This window comes from Streptomyces sp. KMM 9044, from assembly GCF_024701375.2.
In the GTDB taxonomy this organism is placed as follows: domain Bacteria; phylum Actinomycetota; class Actinomycetes; order Streptomycetales; family Streptomycetaceae; genus Streptomyces.
This window is the reverse complement of the sequence record NZ_CP113910.1, coordinates 4,913,830-4,938,196: the sequence shown is the minus strand read 5'-3', so window position 1 is coordinate 4,938,196 and position 24,367 is coordinate 4,913,830. Positions and strand designations below refer to the sequence as shown.

The 24,367-nt window shown below is 73.4% G+C and carries 17 protein-coding genes and 1 pseudogene; 10 read left to right on the top strand and 8 right to left on the bottom strand.

The window, feature by feature from the left end; genetic code table 11:
* Positions 1–129 precede the first annotated feature (129 nt).
* The 9 genes from HUV60_RS22215 to HUV60_RS22170 all read left to right on the top strand — a co-directional run bounded on the left by HUV60_RS22215 (position 130) and on the right by HUV60_RS22170 (position 14,126).
* A complete protein-coding gene (locus tag HUV60_RS22215) occupies positions 130–1,395 on the top strand; it encodes a 6-phospho-beta-glucosidase (RefSeq protein ID WP_257848991.1) in 1,266 nt (421 codons plus the stop codon).
* Positions 1,386–2,402 carry an N-acetylglucosamine kinase gene (locus tag HUV60_RS22210; protein ID WP_257848990.1) on the top strand — a complete coding sequence of 339 codons (1,017 nt, stop codon included), beginning with the start codon at positions 1,386–1,388 and terminating at the stop codon, positions 2,400–2,402. Before HUV60_RS22215 ends, HUV60_RS22210 begins: the two co-directional genes overlap by 10 nt.
* Before the next feature lie 385 nt (positions 2,403–2,787).
* Positions 2,788–4,272: a hypothetical protein gene (locus HUV60_RS22205; RefSeq protein ID WP_257848988.1), complete on the top strand. Its 1,485-nt coding sequence runs from the start codon at positions 2,788–2,790 to the stop codon at positions 4,270–4,272.
* A gap of 17 nt (positions 4,273–4,289) precedes the next feature.
* On the top strand, positions 4,290–5,345 hold the full coding sequence (locus HUV60_RS22200; RefSeq protein ID WP_257848986.1) for a glutamate ABC transporter substrate-binding protein: 1,056 nt from the start codon (positions 4,290–4,292) through the stop codon (positions 5,343–5,345).
* A 91-nt stretch (positions 5,346–5,436) separates the two neighbouring features.
* Positions 5,437–6,783 carry a hypothetical protein gene (locus tag HUV60_RS22195; RefSeq protein ID WP_257848985.1) on the top strand — a complete coding sequence of 449 codons (1,347 nt, stop codon included), beginning with the start codon at positions 5,437–5,439 and terminating at the stop codon, positions 6,781–6,783.
* The gene (locus tag HUV60_RS22190; RefSeq protein ID WP_257848984.1) at positions 6,780–9,638 is read left to right on the top strand and encodes a serine/threonine-protein kinase; all 2,859 of its coding nucleotides are present in this window, start codon (positions 6,780–6,782) and stop codon (positions 9,636–9,638) included. The genes HUV60_RS22195 and HUV60_RS22190 overlap by 4 nt, the downstream gene beginning before the upstream one ends.
* A 3-nt stretch (positions 9,639–9,641) precedes the next feature.
* Positions 9,642–11,147: a PP2C family serine/threonine-protein phosphatase gene (locus HUV60_RS22180; RefSeq protein WP_443047377.1), complete on the top strand. Its 1,506-nt coding sequence runs from the start codon at positions 9,642–9,644 to the stop codon at positions 11,145–11,147.
* A gap of 144 nt (positions 11,148–11,291) precedes the next feature.
* Positions 11,292–12,662, top strand: a complete 1,371-nt coding sequence (locus tag HUV60_RS22175) for a vWA domain-containing protein (protein WP_257848980.1) — start codon at positions 11,292–11,294, stop codon at positions 12,660–12,662.
* Positions 12,663–12,743: 81 nt separating this feature from the next.
* Entirely contained in the window at positions 12,744–14,126 is a 1,383-nt protein-coding gene (locus HUV60_RS22170) for an FHA domain-containing protein (RefSeq protein WP_257848979.1), read from the top strand.
* A gap of 22 nt (positions 14,127–14,148) precedes the next feature.
* Here the strand turns inward: HUV60_RS22170 and HUV60_RS22165 are convergent, their stop codons facing one another.
* On the bottom strand, positions 14,149–15,144 hold the full coding sequence (locus tag HUV60_RS22165) for a methyltransferase domain-containing protein (protein ID WP_257848978.1): 996 nt from the start codon (positions 15,142–15,144) through the stop codon (positions 14,149–14,151).
* 107 nt (positions 15,145–15,251) lie between these two features.
* Here HUV60_RS22165 and HUV60_RS22160 point away from each other — a divergent pair, with 107 nt between their 5' ends.
* Positions 15,252–15,656, top strand: a complete 405-nt coding sequence (locus HUV60_RS22160; protein WP_257848977.1) for a globin — start codon at positions 15,252–15,254, stop codon at positions 15,654–15,656.
* A gap of 32 nt (positions 15,657–15,688) precedes the next feature.
* Here the strand turns inward: HUV60_RS22160 and HUV60_RS22155 are convergent, their stop codons facing one another.
* From HUV60_RS22155 to HUV60_RS22125, 7 genes and pseudogenes are all read right to left on the bottom strand, one after another.
* Positions 15,689–16,399, bottom strand: coding sequence for a hypothetical protein (locus HUV60_RS22155; RefSeq protein WP_257848975.1), 711 nt, complete (start codon positions 16,397–16,399; stop codon positions 15,689–15,691).
* Positions 16,396–16,842: an acyl-CoA thioesterase gene (locus HUV60_RS22150; protein WP_257848974.1), complete on the bottom strand. Its 447-nt coding sequence runs from the start codon at positions 16,840–16,842 to the stop codon at positions 16,396–16,398. The genes HUV60_RS22155 and HUV60_RS22150 overlap by 4 nt, the downstream gene beginning before the upstream one ends.
* 4 nt (positions 16,843–16,846) lie before the next feature.
* On the bottom strand, positions 16,847–18,511 hold the full coding sequence (gene ettA / locus HUV60_RS22145; RefSeq protein WP_257848973.1) for an energy-dependent translational throttle protein EttA: 1,665 nt from the start codon (positions 18,509–18,511) through the stop codon (positions 16,847–16,849).
* A 328-nt stretch (positions 18,512–18,839) separates the two neighbouring features.
* Positions 18,840–19,585 (bottom strand): annotated as a pseudogene (locus HUV60_RS22140) (haloacid dehalogenase type II).
* Positions 19,586–19,993: 408 nt separating this feature from the next.
* Positions 19,994–21,364: a Cys-Gln thioester bond-forming surface protein gene (locus tag HUV60_RS22135; RefSeq protein WP_257848972.1), complete on the bottom strand. Its 1,371-nt coding sequence runs from the start codon at positions 21,362–21,364 to the stop codon at positions 19,994–19,996.
* Positions 21,365–21,698: 334 nt separating this feature from the next.
* Entirely contained in the window at positions 21,699–22,259 is a 561-nt protein-coding gene (locus HUV60_RS22130; protein ID WP_257848971.1) for a single-stranded DNA-binding protein, read from the bottom strand.
* Positions 22,260–22,468: 209 nt separating this feature from the next.
* Positions 22,469–24,235: a YfjP family GTPase gene (locus HUV60_RS22125; protein ID WP_443047539.1), complete on the bottom strand. Its 1,767-nt coding sequence runs from the start codon at positions 24,233–24,235 to the stop codon at positions 22,469–22,471.
* Between the last annotated feature and the right edge of the window lie 132 nt (positions 24,236–24,367).

The following is a 24,367-nucleotide window of genomic DNA, read 5'->3' as shown; positions in this document are numbered from 1 at the left end:
GAGGGCGGCGTCCGGAACTTCCGGGCGCCGCCCTCCCGCGCACCGCCCGTCCCGTGGTCCTCTTGGCCCCGAAGGCGCCCGTCCGGGGTGCCGCGCTCACCGGAACAGAGGGCTGAGAGGTCTGACGGCATGAAACTCACCGTGGTCGGCGGCGGTTCGACCTACACGCCCGAACTCGTCGACGGGTTCGCCCGGTTGCGGGACACCCTGCCGGTCCAGGAGCTGGTGCTGGTCGATCCGGCCACGGACCGGCTGGAGCTGGTGGGCGGTCTGGCCCGCCGGATCTTCGCGCGCCAGGGGCACGGCGGACGGATCGTCACCACGTCGGACCTGGACGCGGCCGTGGACGGCGCCGACGCGGTACTGCTCCAGCTGCGGGTGGGCGGGCAGGCGGCCAGGCAGCAGGACGAGACCTGGCCGCTGGAGTGCGGCTGCGTCGGCCAGGAGACCACCGGGGCCGGCGGCCTCGCCAAGGCGCTGCGCACCGTCCCGGTGGTGCTGGACATCGCCGAGCGGGTCCGGCGCGCCAGCCCGGACGCCTGGATCATCGACTTCACCAACCCCGTCGGCATCGTCACCCGGGCGCTGCTGGAGGCCGGGCACCGGGCGGTGGGGCTGTGCAACGTCGCCATCGGACTCCAGCGGAAGTTCGCCGCGCGTCTGGGCGTCGGCCCCGCCGACCTGCACCTCGACCACGTGGGCCTGAACCATCTCACCTGGGAGACCGCGGTGCGCCGGGGCGGCCCCGGGGGCGAGGACGTCCTGCCCGCGCTGCTGCACGAGCACGGCGACGCGATCGCCGCCGACCTCCGGCTGCCCCGGGCCGTCCTGGACCGGCTGGGCGTGGTCCCCTCGTCCTACCTGCGGTACTACTACGCGCACGACGAGGTCGTACGGGAGCTGCGCACCAAGCCGTCCCGGGCCGCCGAGGTGGCCGGCATGGAGCGCCGGCTGCTCGCCCTCTACGCCGACCCCGACCTCGACGGGAAACCGGCGCTGCTGGCCGAGCGCGGCGGCGCCTACTACTCCGAGGCGGCCGTGGACCTGGCGGCGGCCCTGCTGGCCGGCGCCGGCAGCCCGTACCAGGTGGTGAACACACGCAACGGCTCCACGCTGCCGTTCCTCTCCGAGGGCGCCGTGATCGAGGTGCAGGCGGCCGTGGGACCGAAGGGCGCCAGCCCGCTGCCCGTCCCGCACGTGGACCCCCTCTTCTCGGGACTGATGGCGACCGTCACCGCCTACGAGGAGCTGGCGCTCGACGCGGCCCTGCGCGGCGGCCGCGAGCGGGTGTTCCGCGCCCTGCTCGCCCACCCCCTGGTCGGCCAGTACGCGTACGCCGAGAAGCTCACCGACCGGCTCGTCGCACACAACCGGGAGCACCTCGCATGGGCCTGACCGCGGGCGTCCTCGCCGTCGACGCCGGCAACAGCAAGACGGACGTCGCCGTGGTCGCCCACGACGGCGAGGTCCTGGCCACCGCGCGGGGCGGGGGGTTCCGGCCGCCCTCCGTCGGCGTGGAGGCGGCCGTGGACGCCCTGGCGGAGACCGTCGCCGCCGCGCTCGCCGCCGCCGGTGCCGGTGGCGTCGCCCACGTCTCGGCCTGCCTGGCCAACGCGGACCTCCCCGTCGAGGAGGAGCGGCTGGCGGCAGCTCTGGCGGCACGGGGCTGGGGCGCCACCGTGGAGGTCCGCAACGACACCTTCGCCGTCCTGCGCGCCGGGGTCACCGAGCCGCGCGGGGTGGCCGTCGTGTGCGGGGCGGGCATCAACTGCGTCGGCATGCGCCCGGACGGCCGCACCGCGCGCTTCCCGGCGCTCGGCCGCGTCTCCGGCGACTGGGGCGGCGGCTGGGCGCTGGCGGAGGAGGCCCTGTGGCACGCGGCACGCGCCCAGGACGGCCGCGGCGCCGCCACCGCCCTGGCCGGCACCCTCCCGGCGCACTTCGGCCTCCCCGGCATGCCGGCCCTCGTCGAGGCCCTGCACCTGGGGCACCTCGCGCCGGAGCGCCGCCACGAGCTGTCGCCGGTGCTCTTCACCACGGCGGCGGGCGGCGACCCGGTCGCGGGTGCGATCGTCGACCGGCAGGCCGACGAGGTGGTGGCGATGGCCGTCGTGGCGCTGACCCGCCTGGAGTTGCTCGCCGAGGAGACACCCGTCCTGCTGGGCGGCAGCGTCCTGGCCGCCCGGCACCCCCGGCTCGACGACCGGATCCGCGCCCTGCTCGCCGAGCAGGCCCCCCGGGCCGTCCCCCGGGTCGTCACCGCGGCCCCGGTCCTGGGTGCGGCCCTCCTGGGCCTGGACCACCTGACGGCCCCACCGGGCGCCCAGGGGCGGCTGCGGGCCCATTACGAGCGGGGGCAGGGAAAACGTGCCGGAGGGGGCACGCCGAACCGGGGCCGGTAGCTCCAGTTCCCCGTCCCCCACCCCGTACGGGGCAGGCACGGACGGCTGTCCGCGCCCCGTCCACCGGACGGGCCCCGGGAAGCGGGCCAGGCGGCCGGTCGGCTCCGACGCTCCGCCGGACGGGCCGGACCCACCGGACAGACCCTGCGGCGACCCGCCGACCCGCCCCGCTCTCCGAACGCCCGCGGACTCCGCCCGGAACCAGCCGGGTTCCCCCGGCGTGTCCGTGGGCAGGGGGTGGTGTGAGGGGGCGGTCCGGATCGCTCGCGTGTGCCCGAATCGCCAGTTCTCTCCGGCCCCTTGGATCAAGATCGTGCCAAGGTCGGTGCATATGTCGGTTCCTGCGGCGATACTTGCGGGGACGAATGACCCTGGGGGAGGTCAAGTGACCCACACGCCGAGAGGTGGCGCGGCGCCGCCGGGTGCGGCCGTGCCCTCGACCGGCGCCCTGCCCGCCGTACCGCCGCAGTCCGGGCCGGGCGGTGCCCCGGCCCCGCGGCAGGTAACCGGCGGCGGCTCTCGGCCCCTCGCGTCCCGGCGGCAGCCGGAGGCACCACGGCGCACGGCGTTCGCCGAGGGTGTCGTCCGTCTGCGCGGGGCCGCCGCCACCGAACCCGGCCGCCTCAGGATCATCGGCGCAGTCCTGGCGGCCCTCCTCGTCGCCTTCGGCGCGGTCGCCGCCTGGCAGATGTCCGACCGGGCCACGGCCGCCGACGACGTCCTCACCAGCAGCGAGCCGCTCGCCTCGGACGCCGCGGACATCTACCGCTCCCTCGCGGACGCCAACACCGCGGCCTCCAGCGGGTTCCTGGCCGGCGGTCAGGAGACCGCCGCCTCCCGGGACAGCTACGAGAAGGGCATCCGCACCGCCGCCGGCAAACTCGTGGGCGCCGCGGCCCATTCCGAGCCGGGTTCCTCGTCCGCGGCGACGATCACCGAGCTCAACCGGCTGCTGCCCGAGTACAAGGGCCTGGTGGAGCGGGCCCGTACGTACAACCGGCAGGGCTACCCCGTGGGGGGCGCCTATCTGCGGTACGCGAACGAGAAGATGCAGGAGGAGATGCTCCCGGCGGCGGAGGATCTCTACGAGAAGGAGGCCCGGCGTCTCGACGCCGACTACGCGGACGCGACCCCCTACCCGTGGGCCGCGATCGCGCTCGGTGTCGTCGTCCTCGCCGCGCTCGCCCGGGTGCAGCGCCGTATGTACCTGCGGACCCGCCGGGTGTTCAACCACGGCCTGGTCGCGGCCACGACGGCGGCGACGGTCGTGCTGCTCTGGCTGGTCGTCGGTCACAGCCTCGCCCGCTCGGGGCTGAACGGCTCCTACGACCACGGCGTCCGCTCGCTCGGCGTGCTGCACGACGCCCGGATCGCGTCCCTGAAGGCCCGCGGCAACGAGAACCTGACGCTGGTGGCCCGCGGCGCCGAGACGAAGAAGGTCGGCGACGAGACGTACGACGCCTACGACCACGACTTCCGGCGTGACATGGCCGCCCTCGACAAGGGTCTGGCCCGGGCCGGTGAACTCGCGGACGACAGCGCCGGCGGGAAGCCCGTCGCCGCCGCCGTGAGCAACATGACGGAATGGAGGAAGCGCCACGACGCCGCCCGGGAGCAGGACGAGAGCGGCAACTACCAGCAGGCGCTGGACCTGGTGATCGGCGGCGAGGGCGCGACCGGCGAGTGCTTCGCCGGCGTCGACGAGAACCTGGCCGCGGCGCTGACGCACGAGAGGCACGAGTTCGAGGAGGCGGCCACCGGTGGCCGGGACGCCCTGACGGGCCTCCCGCAGGGCTCCGCGGGCCTCGCCGTGCTGGGTGCGGCGGGCACGGTGCTGGGCGTCGGGCGCAGGCTGTCGGAGTACCGGTGAGAGCGGAAGGGGGCGCGATGAGGAACGTACGACGTCTGCGGACCGGGCTGCGGGGCTGGGGCGGGGTGGGCGCGATGGCCACCCTCTGCGCGCTCGTGCTGGTCTTCGCGCTGGTACTGACCAGGACCGGATCCTCTTCCAAGGCCGGCGGCAAGGAGCCGGGGAGCGCCGGCCGGGCCGTGACGGACGCCGCGGGTGCGAAGGCGGCCGAGGAGTGCGACGATCCGGAGAAGCAGACCCTGACCCCCTCCGGGGACGACGGCCCGACGATCGACGGGATCAGGGCCCGCGAGGGCGAGAAGCGCAAGCTGATGGTCGGCGTGGACCAGAACAGCTACCGCTGGGGCTACCGCGACCCCAACAGCCGGGGGAGCTCCGGACTCGAGGGCTTCGACATCGACCTGGCGCACCGCATCGCCGAGGACATACTCGGCGACCGGAACGCGGTCCAGTTCAAGGCGATCCCCACCGACCAGCGCATCCCGGCGATCGAGAGCGGCCGGGTCGACATGGTGGTCCGCACCATGACGATCGCCTGCGACCGCCTGAAGGACGTGGCGTTCTCCGCCCCGTACTTCAGGACCGGACAGCAGGTGCTGGCCCAGAAGGAGTCCCCGGTCGAGGGGTACGGCCCCACGCTCGCGGACCGGAAGGTCTGCACGGCGGCGGGCTCCACCGCGTTCACGACGCTGGAGGAGGACAAGGCCAGAGGCGCCCTCCCGCAGTCCGTCGACATCCGCACCACCGTCCCCAACCAGCTCGACTGCCTGGTACGGCTGCAGCTCGGCAGGGTCGACGCGGTCGTCACCGACGCCGCGCTCGCCGCGAGCCAGGCCGCGCAGGACCCGACGGTCGAGCTCAAGGGCGGCTCCTTCACGACCGAGTACTACGGCGTGGCGATGAAGGCCGACGCGGACGACCTGGTCCGCCGGGTCAACCGGATCCTGGTGGACTTCCGCGAGGACACCACGGACGGATGGCGGACCTCGTACGAGCGTTGGCTCTCCCAGACTCTGGGCAAGGATCCGGGGAGTTCCGAACCACCGGCACCGCAGTACCTGCGCGCGAGCTGACCGACCGACCGTCGCTTTTCGGCCCACGGGCCCCGCAGAACGCAGAGCTCCTCACGAACGTCAACGACCGTCCCGCAGCGAGAGGTGATCGATGGGCGACACGGATCCCACCGGGCCGGTAATGGACCGGGACGAGGTGGACCGTGCGCTCGCGCGGCTCGGCGCGGAGCACGAGGCGGTCGAGACCTCGCTCCTCGCCCTGCAGGACCACGCGGGCCGCAGACTCCTGGAGGGCGCCCGCCTCACCGGCCGTACCGAGGAGCGCTGGCAGGCCACCGAGGCGTCGATCACGCTGCTGTGGACGTACTTCGACGCGTACTCGGGCGCGTTGCGCACCGCCCGCGAGATCCGCGCCCGGCGCCGCTGGTCCAGCCACGACGACCTCGTGGAGCTGACGGAACTGCTGCGCGGCGAGTGCGTCATGCTCCCGGGCCCGGCCACCGTCCCCGCGAACGCGCCGGCGCTCCACGGACGCGCGGGCCGCCTCGGCGAGCGCTACGCGCTGGCCACGCTGGTCGAGCTGATGAACGAGCTGTACGCGTCCTCGCTGGACATGATCGTTGCCGCGGACGCGGTGTGGTCGGCGCTGCCCGCGCGGATCGACTTACTGGCCGCCGAGCTCCAGCGCACCCGCAGGCTCGCCCATCCCGTCGGCGTCCGCCCCGGAGAGCACCCGGCGGGCGACGACCTGGAGCGGATCACCCGCACCCTGACCCGGCTGCGCGAGCAGGTGATCTGTGACCCGCTGGCCTTCTGGAAGCCCCTGGAGGGCAGTTCGGCGCCGGGCGGCGGCCGGCCGGACACGACGGTGTACGACCGTGAGGCGCGCGCCCTGGAGGAGGTGCGCCGCGAGATCGACGCGGTGCTCGCGGTCCGCCAGGACTCCGAGAAGCGGATCGTGCGGCTGCGGGACGTCCTCTCGCGCGCCGACCGCACGCTCGCCGAGGCACGTACGGCGCGCGTCGAGGTGCTCGCGAAGATCGCGGCGACGGAGGTGCCGGTCGTCAGCGGCCCGCCGACCGTGCTGCAGGAGCAGCTGGCGACGGCCGCCGGGTACCGCAGGCACGCCCAGTGGCACCGGCTGTCCCCGCTCCTGGATTCCCTGGAGCAGAAGGCGGAGGACGAACTGGTGCGCGCCCGTGAGTCGTTGACCGCGGTCACCGCGCCGCTGGCGATCCGCGCCGAGCTGCGCGGCCGGCTCGACGCGTACAAGGCGAAGGTGGCCCGGCACGGCCGCGCGGAGGACACCGTGCTGGCCGAGCGGTACGAGAAGGCGCGCCGCATGCTGTGGAGCGCGCCCTGCGACCTGCGGGCCGCCGCGGAGGCGGTGCTGCGCTACCAGCACGCCGCCGTCGAACTCCTCGGCACGACGCAGCCCCGGGTGCCCGGCCCGCCGGGCCGGGGCGCGTCCGAGGAGCGTGGGGGATCCGGCGCATGAGCGACGAGGGGGAGGGCGGGCGCATGAGCCGGGCGGAGAACCGGACACACCGTCAGGGCCGGTCCCAGGGGCCCGACGGTGGTTCGGGGGAGCGGAGCGGGACCGGCGGACGGAACGGGACCGGGGAGCAGCAGGCGCGGTCGTCGCAGGCCGCCGCTGCGGCGCCCCGTGCCTGTCAGCGTCCCGGCTGCGAGGGCGCCTACGAGGACGTCGGCGGCGGCGAGCTGTACTGCGACACCTGCGGGCTCGCCCCGGTCGTGTCTTCACTGGGGTCCCCCCTGCTCGAGCGCAGCCGAGAGCTTGGGGAAGGCACGGTCGGCACGGTCGGCTCGGTCCCGACCGGCGTCACCGCGGGCGGCCGGGAGTCGCGCGGTTCACACGGCTCGGCCGGCCGTTCCCGTTCCGGCGGCCGCAGTTCGCGTACGTCGTCGGACAGGACGTCGCAGTCGGCGAAGTCACGGCGTTCGGTGCCCGGGCGGCTCTCCCGCTCGGTTGCGGGCGGGAGGGCCGAGCGCTCGGTGTCGGTGCGCGGCTCCGGGTCCGCCGGCGGTTCCTCCGGCCGGGGCCGGCTGGGCGCGGGGCTGGTCCAGGTCCCGCCGATCCCGCGGCCCGACCCGCGCGCGATGGTCCTGGACACCCCCGAGGTGCCGGAGCGCAAGCGCTTCTGCTCGCGTTCGGACTGCGGGGCCCGGGTGGGCCGTGCACGGGCCGGCCGGCCGGGCCGCACCGAGGGGTTCTGCACCAAGTGCGGCCACCCGTACTCGTTCGTCCCGAAGCTGCGGGCCGGTGACGTGGTGCACGGCCAGTACGAGGTGGTCGGCTGCCTGGCGCACGGCGGCCTGGGCTGGATCTACCTCGCCGTGGACCGGGCGGTCTCGGAACGCTGGGTGGTCCTCAAGGGCCTGCTGGACACGGGCGACCAGGACGCGATGGAGGCGGCGATCTCCGAGCGGCGCTTCCTCGCGGAGATCGAGCACGCCAACATCGTGCGGATCTACAACTTCGTGGAGCATCTCGACCAGCGCACCGGTTCGCTGGACGGCTACATCGTCATGGAGTACGTCGGCGGCAAGGCCCTCAAGGACATCGCCAACGGCCGCCGCACACCGGACGGCAGGCGGGACCCGCTGCCGGTGGAGCAGGCGTGCGCGTACGGCATCGAGGCGCTCGAGGCGCTGGGTCATCTGCACTCCCGCAACCTGCTGTACTGCGACTTCAAGGCCGACAACGCGATCCAGACCGAGGACGAGCTCAAGCTGATCGACATGGGCGCGGTGCGCCGGGTGGACGACGACCGGTCGGCCATCTACGGCACGGTCGGCTACCAGGCCCCGGAGGTCGCCGGGGCCGGCCCCTCGGTCGCCTCCGACCTGTACACGGTCGCCCGTACGCTCGCCGTCCTCACGTTCGACTTCCAGGGCTACACGACCGTCTACGCGGACTCTCTGCCCGACCCGGACCACATCGACGTCTTCCGCAGGTACGAGTCGTTCTACCGGCTGCTGGTGCGCGCCACCGACCCCGACCCGGCCCGCCGGTTCGCCTCCGCGCGGGAGATGGCCGAGCAGCTCACCGGCGTCCTGCGCGAGGTCGTCTCGGTTGAGTCGGGCCACGCCCGTCCTGCCCTGTCGACCCTGTTCGGCCCGGAACTGCGGGCGACGGACACCGAGCTGTTCCCCCGGCCGTACGGCGACGTGTCCCGGCTGGGGGCGCGGGCGGTACCCCGAGGAGGGCCGGGACGCGTCCGGCCGAAGCGGCTGACGCGGGGCGCGCGACCCGAGCGGTTTCCCGGAGGGCCGGGCGGGGGCGCGGCGGGCGGACAGCCGGGCGCCTCCGTGTCCCCGGGTGCTTCTTCGGGCACCGCCCCGGGAGGTCTCGTCAGACCCGTCGACACCGCCGCGGCGGCGCTCGCGCTGCCCGTCCCGCACGTCGACCCGGCCGACCCCAACGCCGGTTTCCTCGCGGGCCTGCCGGCCTCCGCGCCCGCGGAGCTGGTCAACGCCCTGGCCGCGGCGCCCGCGCCGTCTGCCGAGACCCGGCTGCGGCAGGTCCGCGCCTGGCTGGAGACCGGCGAGCCGGACCACGCGCTGGCCGCGCTGCGGACCCTGGAGGAGCAGGACCCCGACGACTGGCGGGTGGTCTGGTACCGCGGGGTCGCCGCCCTGGTCACCGGCGACCACGAGGGCGCCGCGCTCGCCTTCGACGCGATCTACGACGCCTTCCCCGGCGAGATCGCGCCGAAGCTGGCGCTCGGCCTGTGCGCCGAGGTGCTGGGCCAGCTCGACAACGCGGCCGAGTACTACCGCCTGGTGTGGTCCACCGACCCGAGCCATGTGAGCGCGGCGTTCGGCCTGGCCCGGGTACGCCTCGCCACAGGCGACCGGCGGGGCGCCGTACGGACGCTGGAGTCGGTGCCGGAGTCCTCGATCCACTACACGGCCGCGCGGGTGGCAGCCGTACGCGCCCGGCTGCGGGGGCCGGCCACGACCACGGGTGACGTACCGTTCCTTGACGACCTGAGTGCCGCGGCGGACCAGGTCGAGGCCCTGGACTCGTACGGTCTGGACCCGGCGCGCCGGGAGCAGTTGGCGGTCGAGGTCCTCGGCCGCGCGCTCGACTGGGTACTCTCCGGGGGCCAGGGTTCCGTTCCGCTTCCGCTTCCGGCTCAGCCGGGACGGGGGCAGCGGGCCGCCGCCGGGGGACGGACACTGCTCGGCAACGGACTGGACGAGCGGGACCTGCGCTTCGGACTCGAGCGCTCGTACCGCACGCTGGCCCGGCTGGCGCGGAGCGGTGAGGAAAGGATCGACCTGGTGGAACGTGCCAACCGTTACCGCCCCCGGACGTGGGTGTAGTTGATGTCGCAGATGCCCCAGCAGGCCGCCCTGTCGAAGTGCCCGAGCTGCGAGGAACCCCTCGAGTCGGGTGACCGTTTCTGCGGTGCGTGCGGATACGACCTGTCAGCCGTCCCGGCACCGCCGACGGATCACCCGACGATCACCATGAACGCCGGGAGCGGCGGGAGCGGCTCGGTGCCGTCGCCGAGTCCGGCGGAGCGCGGGGTGCCCCGGCCTCCGGCCGCGCCTCCGGTGGCCCGTCCGGCGCCGGACGGGCCGGGCTGGCCCACCGCCGGCCCGGACGGTTCCGGCGTGTCCGCTCCGACGCACCGGCCCGCGGACCTGGCGGGCACCGGCTCGAGCGGCCTGCCGCTGACCGGCGGTCCCCGTCCTCACCCCCACCCCCAGCACTCCGCCCCCGCTCCTCCGCCCCCGCCCGCACCCCCGGCACCCCCCGCCGGGGCTCCCCGCCCCTCCGGTGTGCGCTTCGACCGCCCGGCCCAGCCGGTCGCCGAGCCGACGGCCGGGCAGCCCGAGGAGTACCCGCTCCAGGCCCCGGACCCGCGCGTGGCCTCCGAACAGGGTGCCGAAGAGAGTTCGGCGGCTCCGGGGGGCACCGTGTGCGTGGCCTGTCGTGCGGGCAGGGTGGACGACGACGGCTACTGCGAGAACTGTGGCCACGCCCAGCCACGCGAACGGGACCACATGGAACAGGAATGCGGCCCGCTGGCTGCGGTCAGCGACCGCGGCCTGCGCCACCACCGCAACGAAGACGCCTTCGGCATCGGCACCACCACACTGCCCGACGGCTCCCCCGCCTGCGTCGCGATCGTCTGCGACGGCGTCTCCTCCGCGACCCGGCCCGACGATGCCTCGCTGGCCGCGTCCCGGGCGTCGAGCGAGTCGCTGCTCGCGGCCCTGCCGCGCGGCACGCACCCGCAGCAGGCGATGCACGAGGCGATCATCGCCGCGTCGGAGGCGGTCAACGCGCTGGCCGACGAGCCCGAGACGGAACGGGAGCGTGCCCCGCACCAGAACTCCCCGGCCTGCACCTTCGTCGGCGCCGTGGTGACGGACGGTCTGCTGGTCGTCGGCTGGGTCGGCGACAGCCGTGTCTACTGGGTCCCGGTGGACCGCTCCGCGCCCCCGGCCCGGCTCACCGAGGACGACTCGTGGGCCGCGCAGATGGTCGCCGCGGGCCTGATGGGCGAGGCCGAGGCGTACGCCGACCAGCGCGCCCACGCGATCACGGGCTGGCTCGGCGCCGACGCGTACGAACTCGACCCGCACACCGCGTCGTTCAAACCGGACCGGCCCGGAGTGGTCGTGGTCTGCACGGACGGGCTGTGGAACTACGCGGAGTCGGCAGAGGAGATGGCCAGGACCGTCCCCGCCGACGCGGCCGTCCGCCCGCTGCACGGCGCGCGGGTCCTGGTCGGTCACGCTCTCGACGGCGGGGGCCACGACAACGTAACAGTGGCCCTCGTCCCGTTCCCGGCCGTGCCGCAGGGGGCAGGATCGGCCTGAGGCCGCGTACGGCAGGCCCTTGACGGGGAAAGTACAGGGAAACCGCAGAAGAGCTGCGGACAAGCACAGGCGAACCGGAGGGGACCGGTCCGCCTTCTGTCGTCGCCCCGTTCGTCGGGGTTCTCCAGGGGGAGAGAAACAGGCATGGCCAATTTCGCGAAGTCGAACGTGCCGCGGTTCTCGGTGGACGTGTACCAGAACGAGTACCTGCCGGAGGGCGGCCGCGAGGTCAACGCCATCGTCACGGTGACCGCGACCGGCGGCGGCACCATCGGCAGCGCGGTGGCGGCCCCTCGCCTCTACGCACCCGGGGAGGGGCCGTCGGCGGCCGTGGTGCTCATGGTCGACTGCTCCGGCTCGATGGACTATCCGCCGGCCAAGATGCGCAACGCCCGCGACGCCACGGCCGCCGCGGTCGACGTCCTGCGCGACGGCGTGCACTTCGCGGTGGTCGGCGGCACGCATGTGGCGAAGGAGGTCTATCCCGGCGCCGGCCTGCTCGCGGCGGCCGACGCCGCCACCCGCGAGCAGGCCAAGCGGGCGCTGCGCACGCTGAGCGCGGGCGGGGGCACCGCCATCGGCACCTGGCTGAAGCTGGCCGACCGGCTGCTCGCGTCGGCGGACGTGGCGATCCGGCACGGCATCCTGCTCACCGACGGGCGCAACGAGCACGAGTCGCCCGAGGATCTGGAGGCGACCCTTCAGGCGTGCGCCGGACGCTTCACCTGCGACGCCCGTGGCGTGGGCACCGACTGGGAAGTGAAAGAAGTCACAGCGATCGCTTCCGGTCTCCTCGGCAGCGCCGACATCGTCGCCGATCCGGCCGGACTCGCCGACGACTTCACACGGATGATGGAGACGGCGATGGGCAAGGAGGTCGCGGACGTCGTTCTGCGGCTGTGGACCCCGCTGGGCGCGACGGTGAAGTTCGTCAAACAGGTCGCGCCGACGGTCGAGGAAATGACCGGGCGGCGTACCGAGGCCGGCCCCCGCGCGGGCGACTACCCGCTGGGTTCCTGGGGCGACGAGTCCCGTGACTACCACGTCTGCGTCGAGGTCCCGGCCGCCGACGTGGGGCAGGAGATGCTCGCCGCCCGGCTCTCGCTGGTCATCCCGCAACCCGCCGGCGCCTCGGCCGGCAGCGGCGCGGACGGTGTCCGGAAGTTCGGCGCGCAGGGTCTCGTGCGCGCCGTGTGGACGGAGGACACGGCCGCCTCGACGTCGATCAACCCCCAGGTCGCCCACTACACCGGGCAGGCCGAACTGGCGCAAGTCATCCAACAGGGTCTCGACCTTCGCAAAGCGGGCGATCTCGATGGAGCAACGTCCAAACTGGGCCGGGCCGTTCAGCTCGCGAGTGCCTCCGGCAACGCCGATACTGCGAAACTGCTTGCGAAGGTGGTGGACGTCGTCGACGCCGCGACCGGTACTGTGCGACTGAAAGCGAGGGTCGAGGAGGCCGACGAGATGACACTCGAAACCCGGTCCACCAAGACTGTTCGTGTAAAGAAGTGAAACTGAACTGAACGAGCCTGGCCTGTGGGCCGGAGAACTTCGGTCGGAAGCGACCGGACAAGGAGAGGGGGAAGCGCCGACATGCCGACCTGCCCGAACGGACACCAGTCGGGTTCCGAGGACTGGTGCGAGGTGTGCGGCCACCGCATGGCGGGGCCCGTGCCGCCGCCCCCTCCCCCGCCGCCCGGCGGTGGCTACGGATTCCCTCCTCCCGGCGGCCAGAGCGGCTACGGGGCACCCGGCGGTCCCGGCCCCGGTGGCAGAGCCGAGCCGTGCCCGCAGTGCCGCACGCCGCGTGAGGGCGCCGCGCCGTTCTGCGAAGAGTGCCGGTGGAACTTCCTGACGAACACGGCGACCTCGTACACCCCGGCCGCCCCGCGCCCCGCCGGTCCCGGACCGGGCGGACCCGGCCCCGGCGGCCCGGGTGGTCACGGCGGGTACCAGCAGCCGCCCCCGCCGTCGTACGGCGGTGGCAACGGCGATGACTCCTACGACTACCAGGGCTCCCGCCCGTCCCAGGTGAACCGGCCGGCCGAGCCGATCCCACAGGGCCCGCCCGGCTTCGGCGGCGCCCCCTCACGTCCGGTACCGCCGCCGCCCGGTCCGGGCGGATACGGAGGTCCCGGTGGACCCGGTGGACCCGGTGGTCCGAACGGTCCCGGTGGACCCGGTCCGCACGGTGGACAGGGCGGTCCGGGCGGCCAGGGCGGATATGGGGGTCCCGGTGGCCCGAACGGCCCCGGAGGCCCCAGTGGTCCGAACGGCCCCGGCGGTCCGCAGGCGTACCGGTCCGGTCCGCCCGCCCCGCCGGGATTCCCGCAGGAGACCGGTCGGCCGCCGCAGGGCGGTCCCGCCTTCGGCGGTGACGACGACTGGGTCATCTCCCCGCCGTCCGGTGGCCCCGGTGGCGGCCAGGGCGGCCCCGGTCAGCACGGGCAGGGACAGCACGGGCAGGGACAGCACGGGCAGGGACAGCACGGTGGCTACGGCTACCCGCAGCCCGGTGCGACCCAGGCGCCGCCCGGTCCCGGCGGCTTCCCGCAGCAGCCCCGGGGTCCGGTGACCTGGACCGCGACGATCGGTCCGGACCGCGACTACTTCATGGCGATGATGCACCGCTCCGGCCCCGAGGCCACGGGCCTGCACCTGCCCGCGTACTCGCCCGAGCAGCAGCGCACCCTCACCGGTAACCAGCTCACGATCGGCCGTCGGCGCCACTCCACCGGTGACACCCCCGACATCGACCTGTCGACGCCGCCGGAGGACCCGGGCGTCTCGCACCAGCACGCGGTGCTGGTGCAGCAGCCGGACGGCAGTTGGGCGGTCGTGGACCAGAACTCGACGAACGGCACGACGGTCAACGGCGGGGAGGAACCGATTCAGCCGTTCGTCCCGGTCCCGCTCCAGGACGGCGACCGCGTCCACGTGGGCGCCTGGACGACCCTCACCATCCGCCGCGGCTGAGCGGACGGCACGTACGCGCGTATCAGGAGGGCAGCACCCAGCGGTGCGGCCCTCCTGGGTCGTCCAGCCATGCCCAGCAGTGCTTCTCGCCGACCGTGAGTCCGTAGCGTTCACGCTGCGGCCTCCCCTCGTGCCGCCACACGTCGTACGCCTCCCGGGCCCCGACGCTGCCCGCGGTCAGGGTCAGCAGGAACCGGAACCGGTCGTGCTCCCTGGCCCGGCGCGGCACGTCGGCCAGGTCGCTCGCACCGGCCGGCACCCCCCGCGACCGGTTCGCGCCGCGCAGCGGCACGAAGTAGGCGGGCGTGCGCAGGAACCGGCCCTCGGCGTGCGTCGGACCGTGCACGGTGAGGGCGACCAGGCCGGTGGCGAACGGGGCGAGCACACGGGCGCCGGGCCGGCACTGGGGGAGCCAGGTTCCGGGCACGGACGGCAGCGCGCAGGTCACGATGATCCGGTCGTAGGGGGCACGTGCGGGCACCCCGTGGGCGCCGTCGCCGGTGACGACCACCGGGTGGTGACCGGCGGCGTCCAGGTGCCGGCGGGCCGACTCGGCGATCTCCGGGTCGAGGTCGACGGTGGTGACCAGGTCGTCGTCCCCGAGCCGGTGCGCGAGCAGGGCGGCGTTGTAGCCGCTGCCGGTGCCGATCTCCAGGACCCGGTCGCCGTCGCGGACGCCCAGTTCGACGAGCATCACCGCCATGAGGGACGGCTGACTGCTGGAGGAGAGCAGTTCTCCGTCACGCATCCGGATGGCCAGCGGGACGTCCTCGTACACGCCACGCAGCCAGGCCTCGCGCGCCCGGGGGTCGGCGCTCCCGCCCCACCGCCGCTCGTAGCCCCCGACGACGCCCACGTAGTAGGACGGCACGAACAGATGGCGCGGGACGGCCGCGAACGCCTCCCGCCACACCGGGTCGGCGTCGAACGCGCCACCCGCGCCGATCTCACGCACCAGCGCCGCCCGCGCCGCACCGGCGAGGTCGTCGGGATCCTGCTGAGCAGCGTGCCCGCCCATACCTCCACAGTACGAGCACCGGCCCGGGGGCGGGCGGGAGAGCCGGGGGCCGGAAGGCGGGACCTAGGCCTTGAGGCCTATGCCGCCCTGTCTGAGACGATGGAGGGGTGACAGAGATTCGGCGCGGCACGCTTCCGGAGCAGACGTTCTACGAGCAGGTCGGCGGGGAGGAGACCTTCCGTCGGCTCGTCCACCGTTTCTACGAGGGCGTGGCCGAGGACCCGTTGCTGCGTCCCATGTACCCGGAGGAGGACCTCGGCCCGGCCGAGGAGCGGTTCACGTTGTTCCTGATCCAGTACTGGGGCGGTCCGACCACGTACAGCCAGGACCGGGGTCATCCCCGGCTGCGGATGCGGCACGTGCCGTTCAAGGTCGACCGGGCCGCGCACGACGCCTGGCTGAAGCACATGCGCGACGCCCTCGACGAACTGGGCCTGTCCGAGGAGCACGACGAGACGCTGTGGAAGTACCTGACGTACGCGGCGGCCTCGATGATCAACTCCCCGGGCTGAGCCGCCCTCCGGGGCTCGGGCACCCTCGGGGTTCAGCGCACGCTGAGCCCCAGCGCCCCGCCCGATCCCGCCCGCCGCAGGGCGATGGACCCGTACGGGGTCCGCAGCCGGAGCCAGGACCCCGAGGCGAGCAGCACCGGCTCGCCGGAATCGCCGGCCGTACCGGCAAACGGGCCCGCTGCCGCCGCCCGCAGGAATCCCAGCGACTGGGCCGCGTGCACGGCCCGCACCGGGAGGTCGGTCCGGGCGACCGTGCGGGACCAGATCTCCCGCCCGATCCGGTCGAGTTCGGCCCGGGTACGCGACTCGGGCGTCAGCTCTCCCGTGCGCGCCCTGAACTCGGCGACCGCTGCGGCGACGAGCGCCCGCAGGGCGTCCGGTGCGGGCAGCCCCGGTTCGGCCGCCTGCCAGCCCTTGCGCGGGGGCAGCACCCCGGCCCACGGCGGCCCGGTCACCGCGCCCGGAACGGCGGCGGTGGCAGCGGTCTCGTCCACCGATTCCAGCAGCTCACCGGCGGACACGGTCACGTCCAGGGTGACCTCGAGACCGTCCTCGTACGGCTTGGCCAGACGTACCGCGCGGATGGCCAGCACCTCGAAGGAGGGCGGCCGGCCGAACACCGCGAGGGCGGTGCCCGACGCCTGCAGGCGCACCGCGGCCCCACGGTCGTAGTGGAGCAGCCGGGAGAGGAAGGCCGCGAGGTCCGCCGCCTCCCTCTCGTCGGCGAGGTGGAGCGCCGTCATGCCGCGACGGCCTCGTCCTGTTCGGTGCCGGCGGCGGCGTCGCCCTCGCTGCCGCCGTCGTCCGTGTACTCCTGGAGGAACTCCCGCTCCTCCTGGGTGATGCGGCGCGGACGCTGCGCCTCGAAGTCGAACGGCACGATCACCGTGGACGCGCGGACGTAGACCTGGTCGCCGTCCTTCACCTCGTAGGTGAGGGTGAAGGACGCGGCCCGCATCTCCGTGACCCACAGCTCGATGTCCACGGGTGCGCGCCGGTGGACGAGCTGCCGCTTGTAGTCGATCTCGTGGCGCGCCACCACGGACCCCTGCTGGAAGTCCTTGTCCGGGCGGAACAGGAAGTCGATACGGGCCTCCTCCAGATACCGGAGGAAGACCACGTTGTTGACGTGGCCGTACGCGTCCATGTCCGCCCAGCGCAGCGGGCAGTGGTAGATGTGCCGCAAGGGATCAGCCCCGGGTCAGCTTCTTGTAGGTGGCGCGGTGCGGGCGCGCTGCGTCCGGACCGAGCCGCTCGATCTTGTTCTTCTCGTACGACTCGAAGTTGCCCTCGAACCAGAACCACTTGGACTCGCCCTCGTAGGCGAGGATGTGGGTGGCGACCCGGTCCAGGAACCACCGGTCGTGGGAGACGACCACGGCGCACCCGGGGAACTCGAGCAGCGCGTTCTCGAGGCTGCCGAGGGTCTCGACGTCGAGGTCGTTGGTGGGCTCGTCGAGGAGCAGCAGGTTGCCGCCCTGCTTGAGGGTGAGCGCGAGGTTCAGCCGGTTGCGCTCACCGCCGGAGAGGACACCGGCGGGCTTCTGCTGGTCCGGGCCCTTGAAGCCGAAGGCGGAGACGTACGCCCGGGAGGGCATCTCGACCTGGCCGACGTTGATGTAGTCGAGCTCGTCGGACACGACGGCCCAGAGCGTCTTCTTGGGGTCGATGTTGGCGCGGCTCTGGTCGACGTAGGAAATCTTGACGGTGTCGCCGACCTTGATCGACCCGGAGTCGGGCTCCTCGAACCCCTGGATCATCTTGAACAGCGTGGTCTTGCCCGCACCGTTGGGCCCGATGACCCCGACGATCCCGTTGCGCGGCAGCGTGAAGGAGAGGTCGTCGATGAGGACCTTCTCGCCGAAGCCCTTGCTGAGGTTGCTCACCTCGACGACGATGCTGCCCAGTCGCGGACCCGGCGGGATCTGGATCTCCTCGAAGTCCAGCTTCCGCATCTTGTCGGCCTCGGCGGCCATCTCCTCGTACCGGGCGAGGCGGGCCTTGGACTTGGCCTGGCGTCCCTTGGCGTTGGAGCGGACCCACTCGAGCTCGTCCTTGAGGCGCTTCTGCCGCTTCACGTCCTTGGCGCCCTCGACCTTGAGGCGGGCGGCCTTGGTCTCGAGGTACTTGGAGTAGTTGCCCTCGTAGCCGTGCAGGCGGCCGCGGTCGACCTCGCAGATCCACCCGGCGACGTTGTCCAGGAAGTACCGGTCGTGGGTGACGGCGACGACGGTGCCCTCGTACTTGGCGAGGTGCTGCTCGAGCCAGTTCACCGACTCGGCGTCGAGGTGGTTGGTGGGCTCGTCGAGGAGCAGCAGGTCGGGCGCCTCGAGCAGCAGCTTGCAGAGCGCGACGCGGCGCTTCTCACCACCGGAGAGGTTGGCGACGGGCCAGTCGCCGGGCGGGCAGCCCAGGGCGTCCATGGCCTGCTCGAGCTGGGCGTCGAGGTCCCAGGCGTTGGCGTGGTCGAGCTGTTCCTGCAGCTTGCCCATCTCGTCCATGAGCGCGTCGGTGTACTCGGTCGCCATCTGCTCGGCGATCTCGTTGAACCGGTCGAGCTTGCCCTTGACCTCGGCAACACCCTCCTGGACGTTCTCCAGGACGGTCTTGTCCTCGGTCAGCGGAGGCTCCTGGAGCAGGATGCCCACGGTGTAACCGGGGGTGAGGAAGGCATCGCCGTTGGACGGCTGCTCCAGCCCCGCCATGATCTTCAGAACGGTCGACTTACCGGCACCGTTCGGACCGACGACACCGATCTTCGCTCCCGGATAGAAGCTCAGGGTGACATCGTCGAGGATCACCTTGTCGCCGTGCGCTTTGCGCGCCTTGCGCATGGTGTAAATGAACTCAGCCAAGAGAAACCGTCCGGCAGCTTGAAACTGGCAGTGGGCAGATACACCCCATCTTGCCGCACCGCCACCCCTTGGAGGAAACGCGTTCCGCCCGGAGCCTCTGAGCTGGGGCTTCGTCGGTCGCGGAGGCAGCCCGACGGTCACGGTCGGTCGTCACCGCCGAATCCCGCGCTCCGGCAGGGCGGCCGGGCACTGCGACCTGGGCCCGGGGCCGGCCCGGCGTCCCCTTTGGGTCCCGCCGGTGGGGGCGGACGCCACCCGCGCACCCGGCCGGACCGCCTCGGCGGCGACAGTCCGCCTCCGCCTTCGCCGATGACACGCCGGGCACCCCCTAGGCATGGTCGAGTCGGTCGGCCAGGCCGGAAAGATCGTCGGCGTACAGGTCGAACCGGTCCGAGGAGGTGGGCGGGTGACTGACCGGGCGGGCGACGTAGGCGGTGCGCGGACCGAGGCTCTGTGCTCCGCGCAGGTCCCAGGCATGGGCGGCGACCATCAGGAGCCGCTCCGGCGGTCGTCCGGAGACGGTGACGGCCAGCTGGTAGACCGCCGGGTCCGGCTTGTAGGTCCGGGCGTCCTCGGCGGACAGGGCCTGGTGCCAGCGCAGTCCGGCGTGGGCGTTGAGTCCCAGCAGCGTCGTCCGGCTCGCGTGGGGGAGTCCGGTCAGTGGGAACCGTTCGGCAAACCGGGCGAGTCCTGTCACGGTGTCGGGCCACGGCGGAAGCCTGCGAACTGACAGGGCCAGCGCCGCTGCGGCGGCCGGGTCGTCGACACCGGCGGCGCGGGTGACGAGCCGGGCGGCTTCCAGATCGAGGGCGTCGCTGGTGAGATAGGGCCGGGCGCCGTCGAGAACGCGGCGTTGTGCGCGGTCGACGTGCTGCTGCCACAGCGACAAAAACTGCTCGACCCCGGAATCGTCGAGCGAGGGGCGAGTTCACGAATACCGGTACGGAGACCGGCGGGTTCGTCGACGAGCGTGCCGAGCCCGTCGAACACGAGGGCGTCGATCTCTGGCTCTGACCTGCGAGAGGTCTCCCGGACGGGGCGGGTCCGTAGAAGCGGCTGCTGACCGAACGCCACTGGAAGCCGCCCGGATTCCCGAACCTCAGGCCTGTGCGACAACCGCACCGACGTCGTCAACCACCGCACCCGCCGAACCGGCAAGCCATCCCGGTCGCCGTCGCATCGCTGCCGGCGCTCGCGGTCCCGTTCGGCGGGACGTTTGTCGCGTGCTGGTTCTGCTGCCCGCTCCGGACGGTTGCCCGGTCTGGACGGTCGTCTGCTTCCTCGCGTCACCCCTGGCCCTCGCCGGGCCGGTGCGGGCCGGTGCCGAGCACCGGGCATCGGCCCGCGGTCGAACGAGCAGGCCACGCGACGTGGTCGGCGGTGCGCCGGCCCTGCCGGGGGCGACAGCGGCGATCCTTTACGTGGTCTTCCCCTCCGCTCGTCCGGATCCTGCCATCCAGGGATGGCCGCCCGACGGGCGCGTCAGTTGCCACGTCCCGTATCGCGCTGGCGGGCGACGACCAACGCTGTTCCGCCGAGGACGACCAGGGTGATGGCGGTGCCGACGATCCAGGGGGCCGCGCCGGTGGTGCCGGTTTCGGCGAGGTTGACGTCGCCGGGGCCGACCACCACGGGGGTGGGGGTGGGGCCGTTGAGGGTGTGGACGTCGCCGCCGGTCCCGGCGGCCTTGGTCCGGCAGTCGAGCATGCCGGTGAACCGCTTCTCGAAGCCGTCCGCGCCCTGGACCGCGAAGTCGTACGTCCGGTCCTCGGCCACCGGGACCGTCACCGTGCGGGTCCCGCCCGGCTCCACGGTGTACTCGCGCCCGGCGAGTTCGAAGGTGAAGGGCTCGTCGTCCTGGTTGGCGGTGATGACATCGACGCCGCCCTCGGCGCAGTTCTTCCGGGCGGACATCGCCGGTATCGCGCCCTGCTCCGCCCAGGTCGCGCTCGCCGTCGCGGAGACCGTCGAGGTGCTGGAGCCGGCCAGGATCTGCGTCTGGCTGCGGCTCCCGGAGGCGAACGCCCGGCCGACCGGCACCGTGGTCGAGGCCTGCGCGGTCAGCTGGACCGTATCCGCCTGCGCGTCCTCGGGTATCTCGAAGAACACCCTGGTGCCGTCCACCGCGGTGGTGACCGGCAGGCCGTCCGCGTCCAGGATCCGGATCCCGCTCGTGGTGGCGTCCGCCGGCGGCGACACCGTCACGCTGCCCGCGTCCGTACGTACCGTCACCGGGCCGAGCAGCCCTCCGGGGCGTCCGGAGACGGCCGGCGGGTCCAGGGTCAGTGACGCCTTCGGCTCCGGCTGGTTCCGCGCGTTCTTCTCCAGGTAGTCCGCGAGCTGCTCCGCCTGCGGGTCGACGGCGTCCACGTCCACGTCGTCGGAGTAGCGCCAGATCGCCACCTGCGTACCGGCCGCCGCGTCCTGTTCGGTCAGCTCGCCCCGGACGCCCGCCCGGTCGGCGAGCGCCGCGAGGTCGTTCACCTGGGGGTAGGAGTTCCGCAGGATCCAGTGGATCCTGCCGGCGTCCTCGTTGGCGCCCAGCGAGGTGCCGCTCCAGGCGGTCTCGTCGTACTCGGCGTCCGTCTGCGTGGGAGTGTGGATGTCGACGCAGTACGTCTGCAGCATGCCGCCGCCCTCGACGGACATCTCGAACAGCCCCGCCGACACCTGCTGGTTCCCGGCGGCGCTGCGGATCACGGCCTCGCCGTACGTCTTCAGGCCGTCCACGGTCGCGGCAGCCCCGCCCTCACCCCGCGTCGTCCCGTCGCCGGCGGCCGCCGTCCCGGCGCCGGCCAGTACACCGGCGGCGGCGAATCCGGCCACCAGCGTCCCGGCGGTGAGACGTCTCACCGGCCCGAACCCGCGTGCGGACAACGCCGAGAACCCAGAGGACGCAGCAAACACCGATTTCCCTTCCGAGCGGAACCCGTTGACGTGAGGGGAACGGGTCCCACCAGCAGAATCACCGGCCCCGAGAACCCCGGGAGCCATGCCCGGCATCCTAAGTACGCCACGAACCGCGCCTGCCGGTGATCAGGTCGGAGGCCTGATCCGACGTGGAATCGTTATCGCCGAGGCGTGTACGAACAGGATCTGTCAACAAACCAACTCGGGATCATTCAGCATGGATGGGCCAATAGGCCGCACTTCGGCCAGCTCCGATGTCGAGGGCCGATCGGTGACATCACGTCACCATGGCTGGTTCCGGAGCCTGCTGGGCGACGACCGGCCCGGACGCGTCGGACACACCTGCTGCTTCCGCCCGTTCGGCTGCCTCAACCTCCTCAACCTCCTCGGCTGCTTCGGCTGCCTCACCCGGCTCGTCCGGTGGCCTGGTCTCCCACGTGGGCTCCGGCCGGTCCGGGGAGGCCTGTTGCCGGTCCGAGCGGCCCGCGCGGCGGAAGGCCGCCGTGCCCCGGGCCAGGTCGTGGCCGATCGCGACCGCGTCGATGTCCGCCGAGGTACGGCCCTGCTGACCCTCGCGTGTCTCCGTGCGCACCTTCAGCCGCCCCTGCACGATCACGGGTTCGCCCACCGACAGCGAGGCAGTGGTGTTGGTGGCGAGCCGGCGGTTGGCCCACACCGTGAAGAAGTTGGTGTGTCCGTCCGCCCACATGGCCTTGTCCCGGTTCCAGTACCGCGACGTGACCGCCAGCCGGAACCTCGCCACCGGTCCGGACGCCGTCTCCCGGAACACCGGCTGCGTCGCCACGTTGCCCACCGCGCAGATCATCGTCTCGTTCATCGTGCCTGCCTCCCCCACCCGGACACCGCCACCGGCCGCCGGACGGATACGCGTACGGGCCCGCCCCGTACGGCTGGGCCTCAGACTGCCGCCGTCGGGCCGGGCCCGCCGAAGCCTGTGGACCACCGCCGGACTGTGGACAACTCCGCCACCCGTACGAGTGGCCCAGCAGGTTCTTCATGCCCTGCGGAAGTGGCCGCCCGTACGCCTCAGCTCACCCCGATGCCCGCCCCCGCCACCCGTCCGTACTCCTCCCGTACCTCCCGGTACCGCAGCAGCTCCGAGGCCACCGGGTCCAGGACCCTGGCGCGGCCGCACCCCGCGGCGGCCTCCCGCAGCCGTCTCTCCGCCTCCAGCCCGTGCCGCCGGGCCGGCCCGCGGGCCGCCATCCGGCAGCTCCACTCGACGATCGGACCGCCGACGATGCCGATCGCCATCAGCAGCACCGGAACCCCCAGGTTCGGCGACATGAACCCGATGATCTGGCCCACCAGCCACAGCCCGCCGATGAACTGGATGATCGTCATGGACGCCTGGGCGAGCACGGCCGCCGGCCACCATCCGGGCCGCGGTGGCCGCCCCGGCGGCAGCGCGGCGCGCGCGGCGAGGGCGTCCAGTGCCTCCGGCAGCCCCTGGGAGCCCCGTACGGCCGCCTCGCGCACCGCCAGGGCCCACGGCTCCGGCAGCCCGTCCGAGGCCCGGTCGGACACCGTGCGCACCGCCTGCTCCACCCGCTGCCTGGCGGCGGTCTCCTCGTCGGGCTGCGTCCGCTGCGGAAGCTTTCCGGTGGGCAGCCCGCCCCGGTCCTCGTACCAGCGCCACAGCCGCAGCCACGGGGTGCCGCACGCGCGGTTGGCGTTGCGCAGCCATGCGCGTTCCGCCGCCTCACCCGCCGCGGTGGCGCCCACGGCGTCCGCGAGCCGGTCCGTGAACTCCTCCCGTGCCTCCTCACTGAGCCCGGCCCAGCGGCGGTTGGCGTAGACGGGCCACAGCCGGGCCGCGGCGATGTCCACGTCCGCGGCGATACGGCGGCCGGCCGCCCCCCGCTCGGCCACGAACCGGCCGAGCGCTTCGCGGAGTTCGCCGACCCCGTCGCCGGTGAGCGCGGACAGCGCGAGGACCGTCGTACCGGGTTCGCCGTACTCGCCCAGGGCGATGCCGTCCTCGTCGAGCAGGCGGCGCAGATCGTCCAGGACCTGTTCGGCGGCCTCCCCGGGCAGCCGGTCGACCTGGTTGAGGACGACGAACATGACCTCCGCGTGGGCCGCCATGGGCCGCAGATAACGCTCATGCAGCATCGCGTCGGCGTACTTCTCCGGGTCGACGACCCAGATGACGGCGTCAACCACGGCCAGCACCCGGTCGACCTGTTCGCGGTGCTGCACGGCCGCCGAGTCGTGGTCCGGCAGGTCGACGAGGATGAGTCCGCGCAGCCGCTCGTCCGCGTCCGCCGTCGCCTGCAGCGGGCGCCGGCGCAACCTGGGCGGGATGCCGAGCCGTTCGATGAGGCCCGCAGCACCGTCACTCCAACTGCACGCGATGGGCGCGGCGGTGGTCGGCCGTCGTACACCGGTCTCCGAAATGACGACTCCGGCGAGCGTGTTGAACAGCTGCGACTTGCCGCTGCCGGTCGCGCCCGCGATGGCGACGACGGTGTGCTGCCCGGAGAGCCCGCGCCGCGCGGCGGCCTCGTCGAGGACCCGGCCCGCCCCGGCCAGCGTCCGGCTGTCGAGCCGGGCCCGGGACAACCCCACCAGCTCACGCAACGCCTCCAGCCGGGACGCCAGGGGCGCCTCGTACACCAGAGGGGTCACCCTCTGTGGCGCGGGCGCGCGGGCCCCCGGGGGGGCGCACGGTTCGGCTCCGAACCCGAAACCGGCCCCGCCCTCCGCCCCGGTACCTGCTCTGCCCTCCGCCCCGGTACCTGCCCCGGTCCGGATCCGGGTCCTCGTCCCGGACCCGGCTGTCTCACTCACCCGGCGCGCGATCAGCCCGTCGGCCCACGAGGCCTGCGCGGCCGGTCCCGCCCCGGGCTCCCCGTCGTCCTCCTCGTCCGCCTCGTCCTCCTCGTACGTGTCGTCCTCGTAGACGTCGTCCCCGTACTTGTC

Bases quoted from the DNA above. Each gene is read 5' to 3' on its own strand.
- HUV60_RS22175 (WP_257848980.1), top strand. From the start codon at position 11,292: ATGGCCAATTTCGCGAAGTCGAACGTGCCGCGGTTCTCGGTGGACGTG.
- HUV60_RS22165 (WP_257848978.1), bottom strand. From the start codon at position 15,144: ATGGGCGGGCACGCTGCTCAGCAGGATCCCGACGACCTCGCCGGTGCG.
- HUV60_RS22200 (WP_257848986.1), top strand. From the start codon at position 4,290: ATGAGGAACGTACGACGTCTGCGGACCGGGCTGCGGGGCTGGGGCGGG.
- HUV60_RS22180 (WP_443047377.1), top strand. From the start codon at position 9,642: ATGTCGCAGATGCCCCAGCAGGCCGCCCTGTCGAAGTGCCCGAGCTGC.
- HUV60_RS22155 (WP_257848975.1), bottom strand. From the start codon at position 16,399: ATGACGGCGCTCCACCTCGCCGACGAGAGGGAGGCGGCGGACCTCGCG.
- HUV60_RS22195 (WP_257848985.1), top strand. From the start codon at position 5,437: ATGGGCGACACGGATCCCACCGGGCCGGTAATGGACCGGGACGAGGTG.
- HUV60_RS22210 (WP_257848990.1), top strand. From the start codon at position 1,386: ATGGGCCTGACCGCGGGCGTCCTCGCCGTCGACGCCGGCAACAGCAAG.
- HUV60_RS22215 (WP_257848991.1), top strand. From the start codon at position 130: ATGAAACTCACCGTGGTCGGCGGCGGTTCGACCTACACGCCCGAACTC.
- HUV60_RS22190 (WP_257848984.1), top strand. From the start codon at position 6,780: ATGAGCGACGAGGGGGAGGGCGGGCGCATGAGCCGGGCGGAGAACCGG.
- HUV60_RS22170 (WP_257848979.1), top strand. From the start codon at position 12,744: ATGCCGACCTGCCCGAACGGACACCAGTCGGGTTCCGAGGACTGGTGC.
- HUV60_RS22130 (WP_257848971.1), bottom strand. From the start codon at position 22,259: ATGAACGAGACGATGATCTGCGCGGTGGGCAACGTGGCGACGCAGCCG.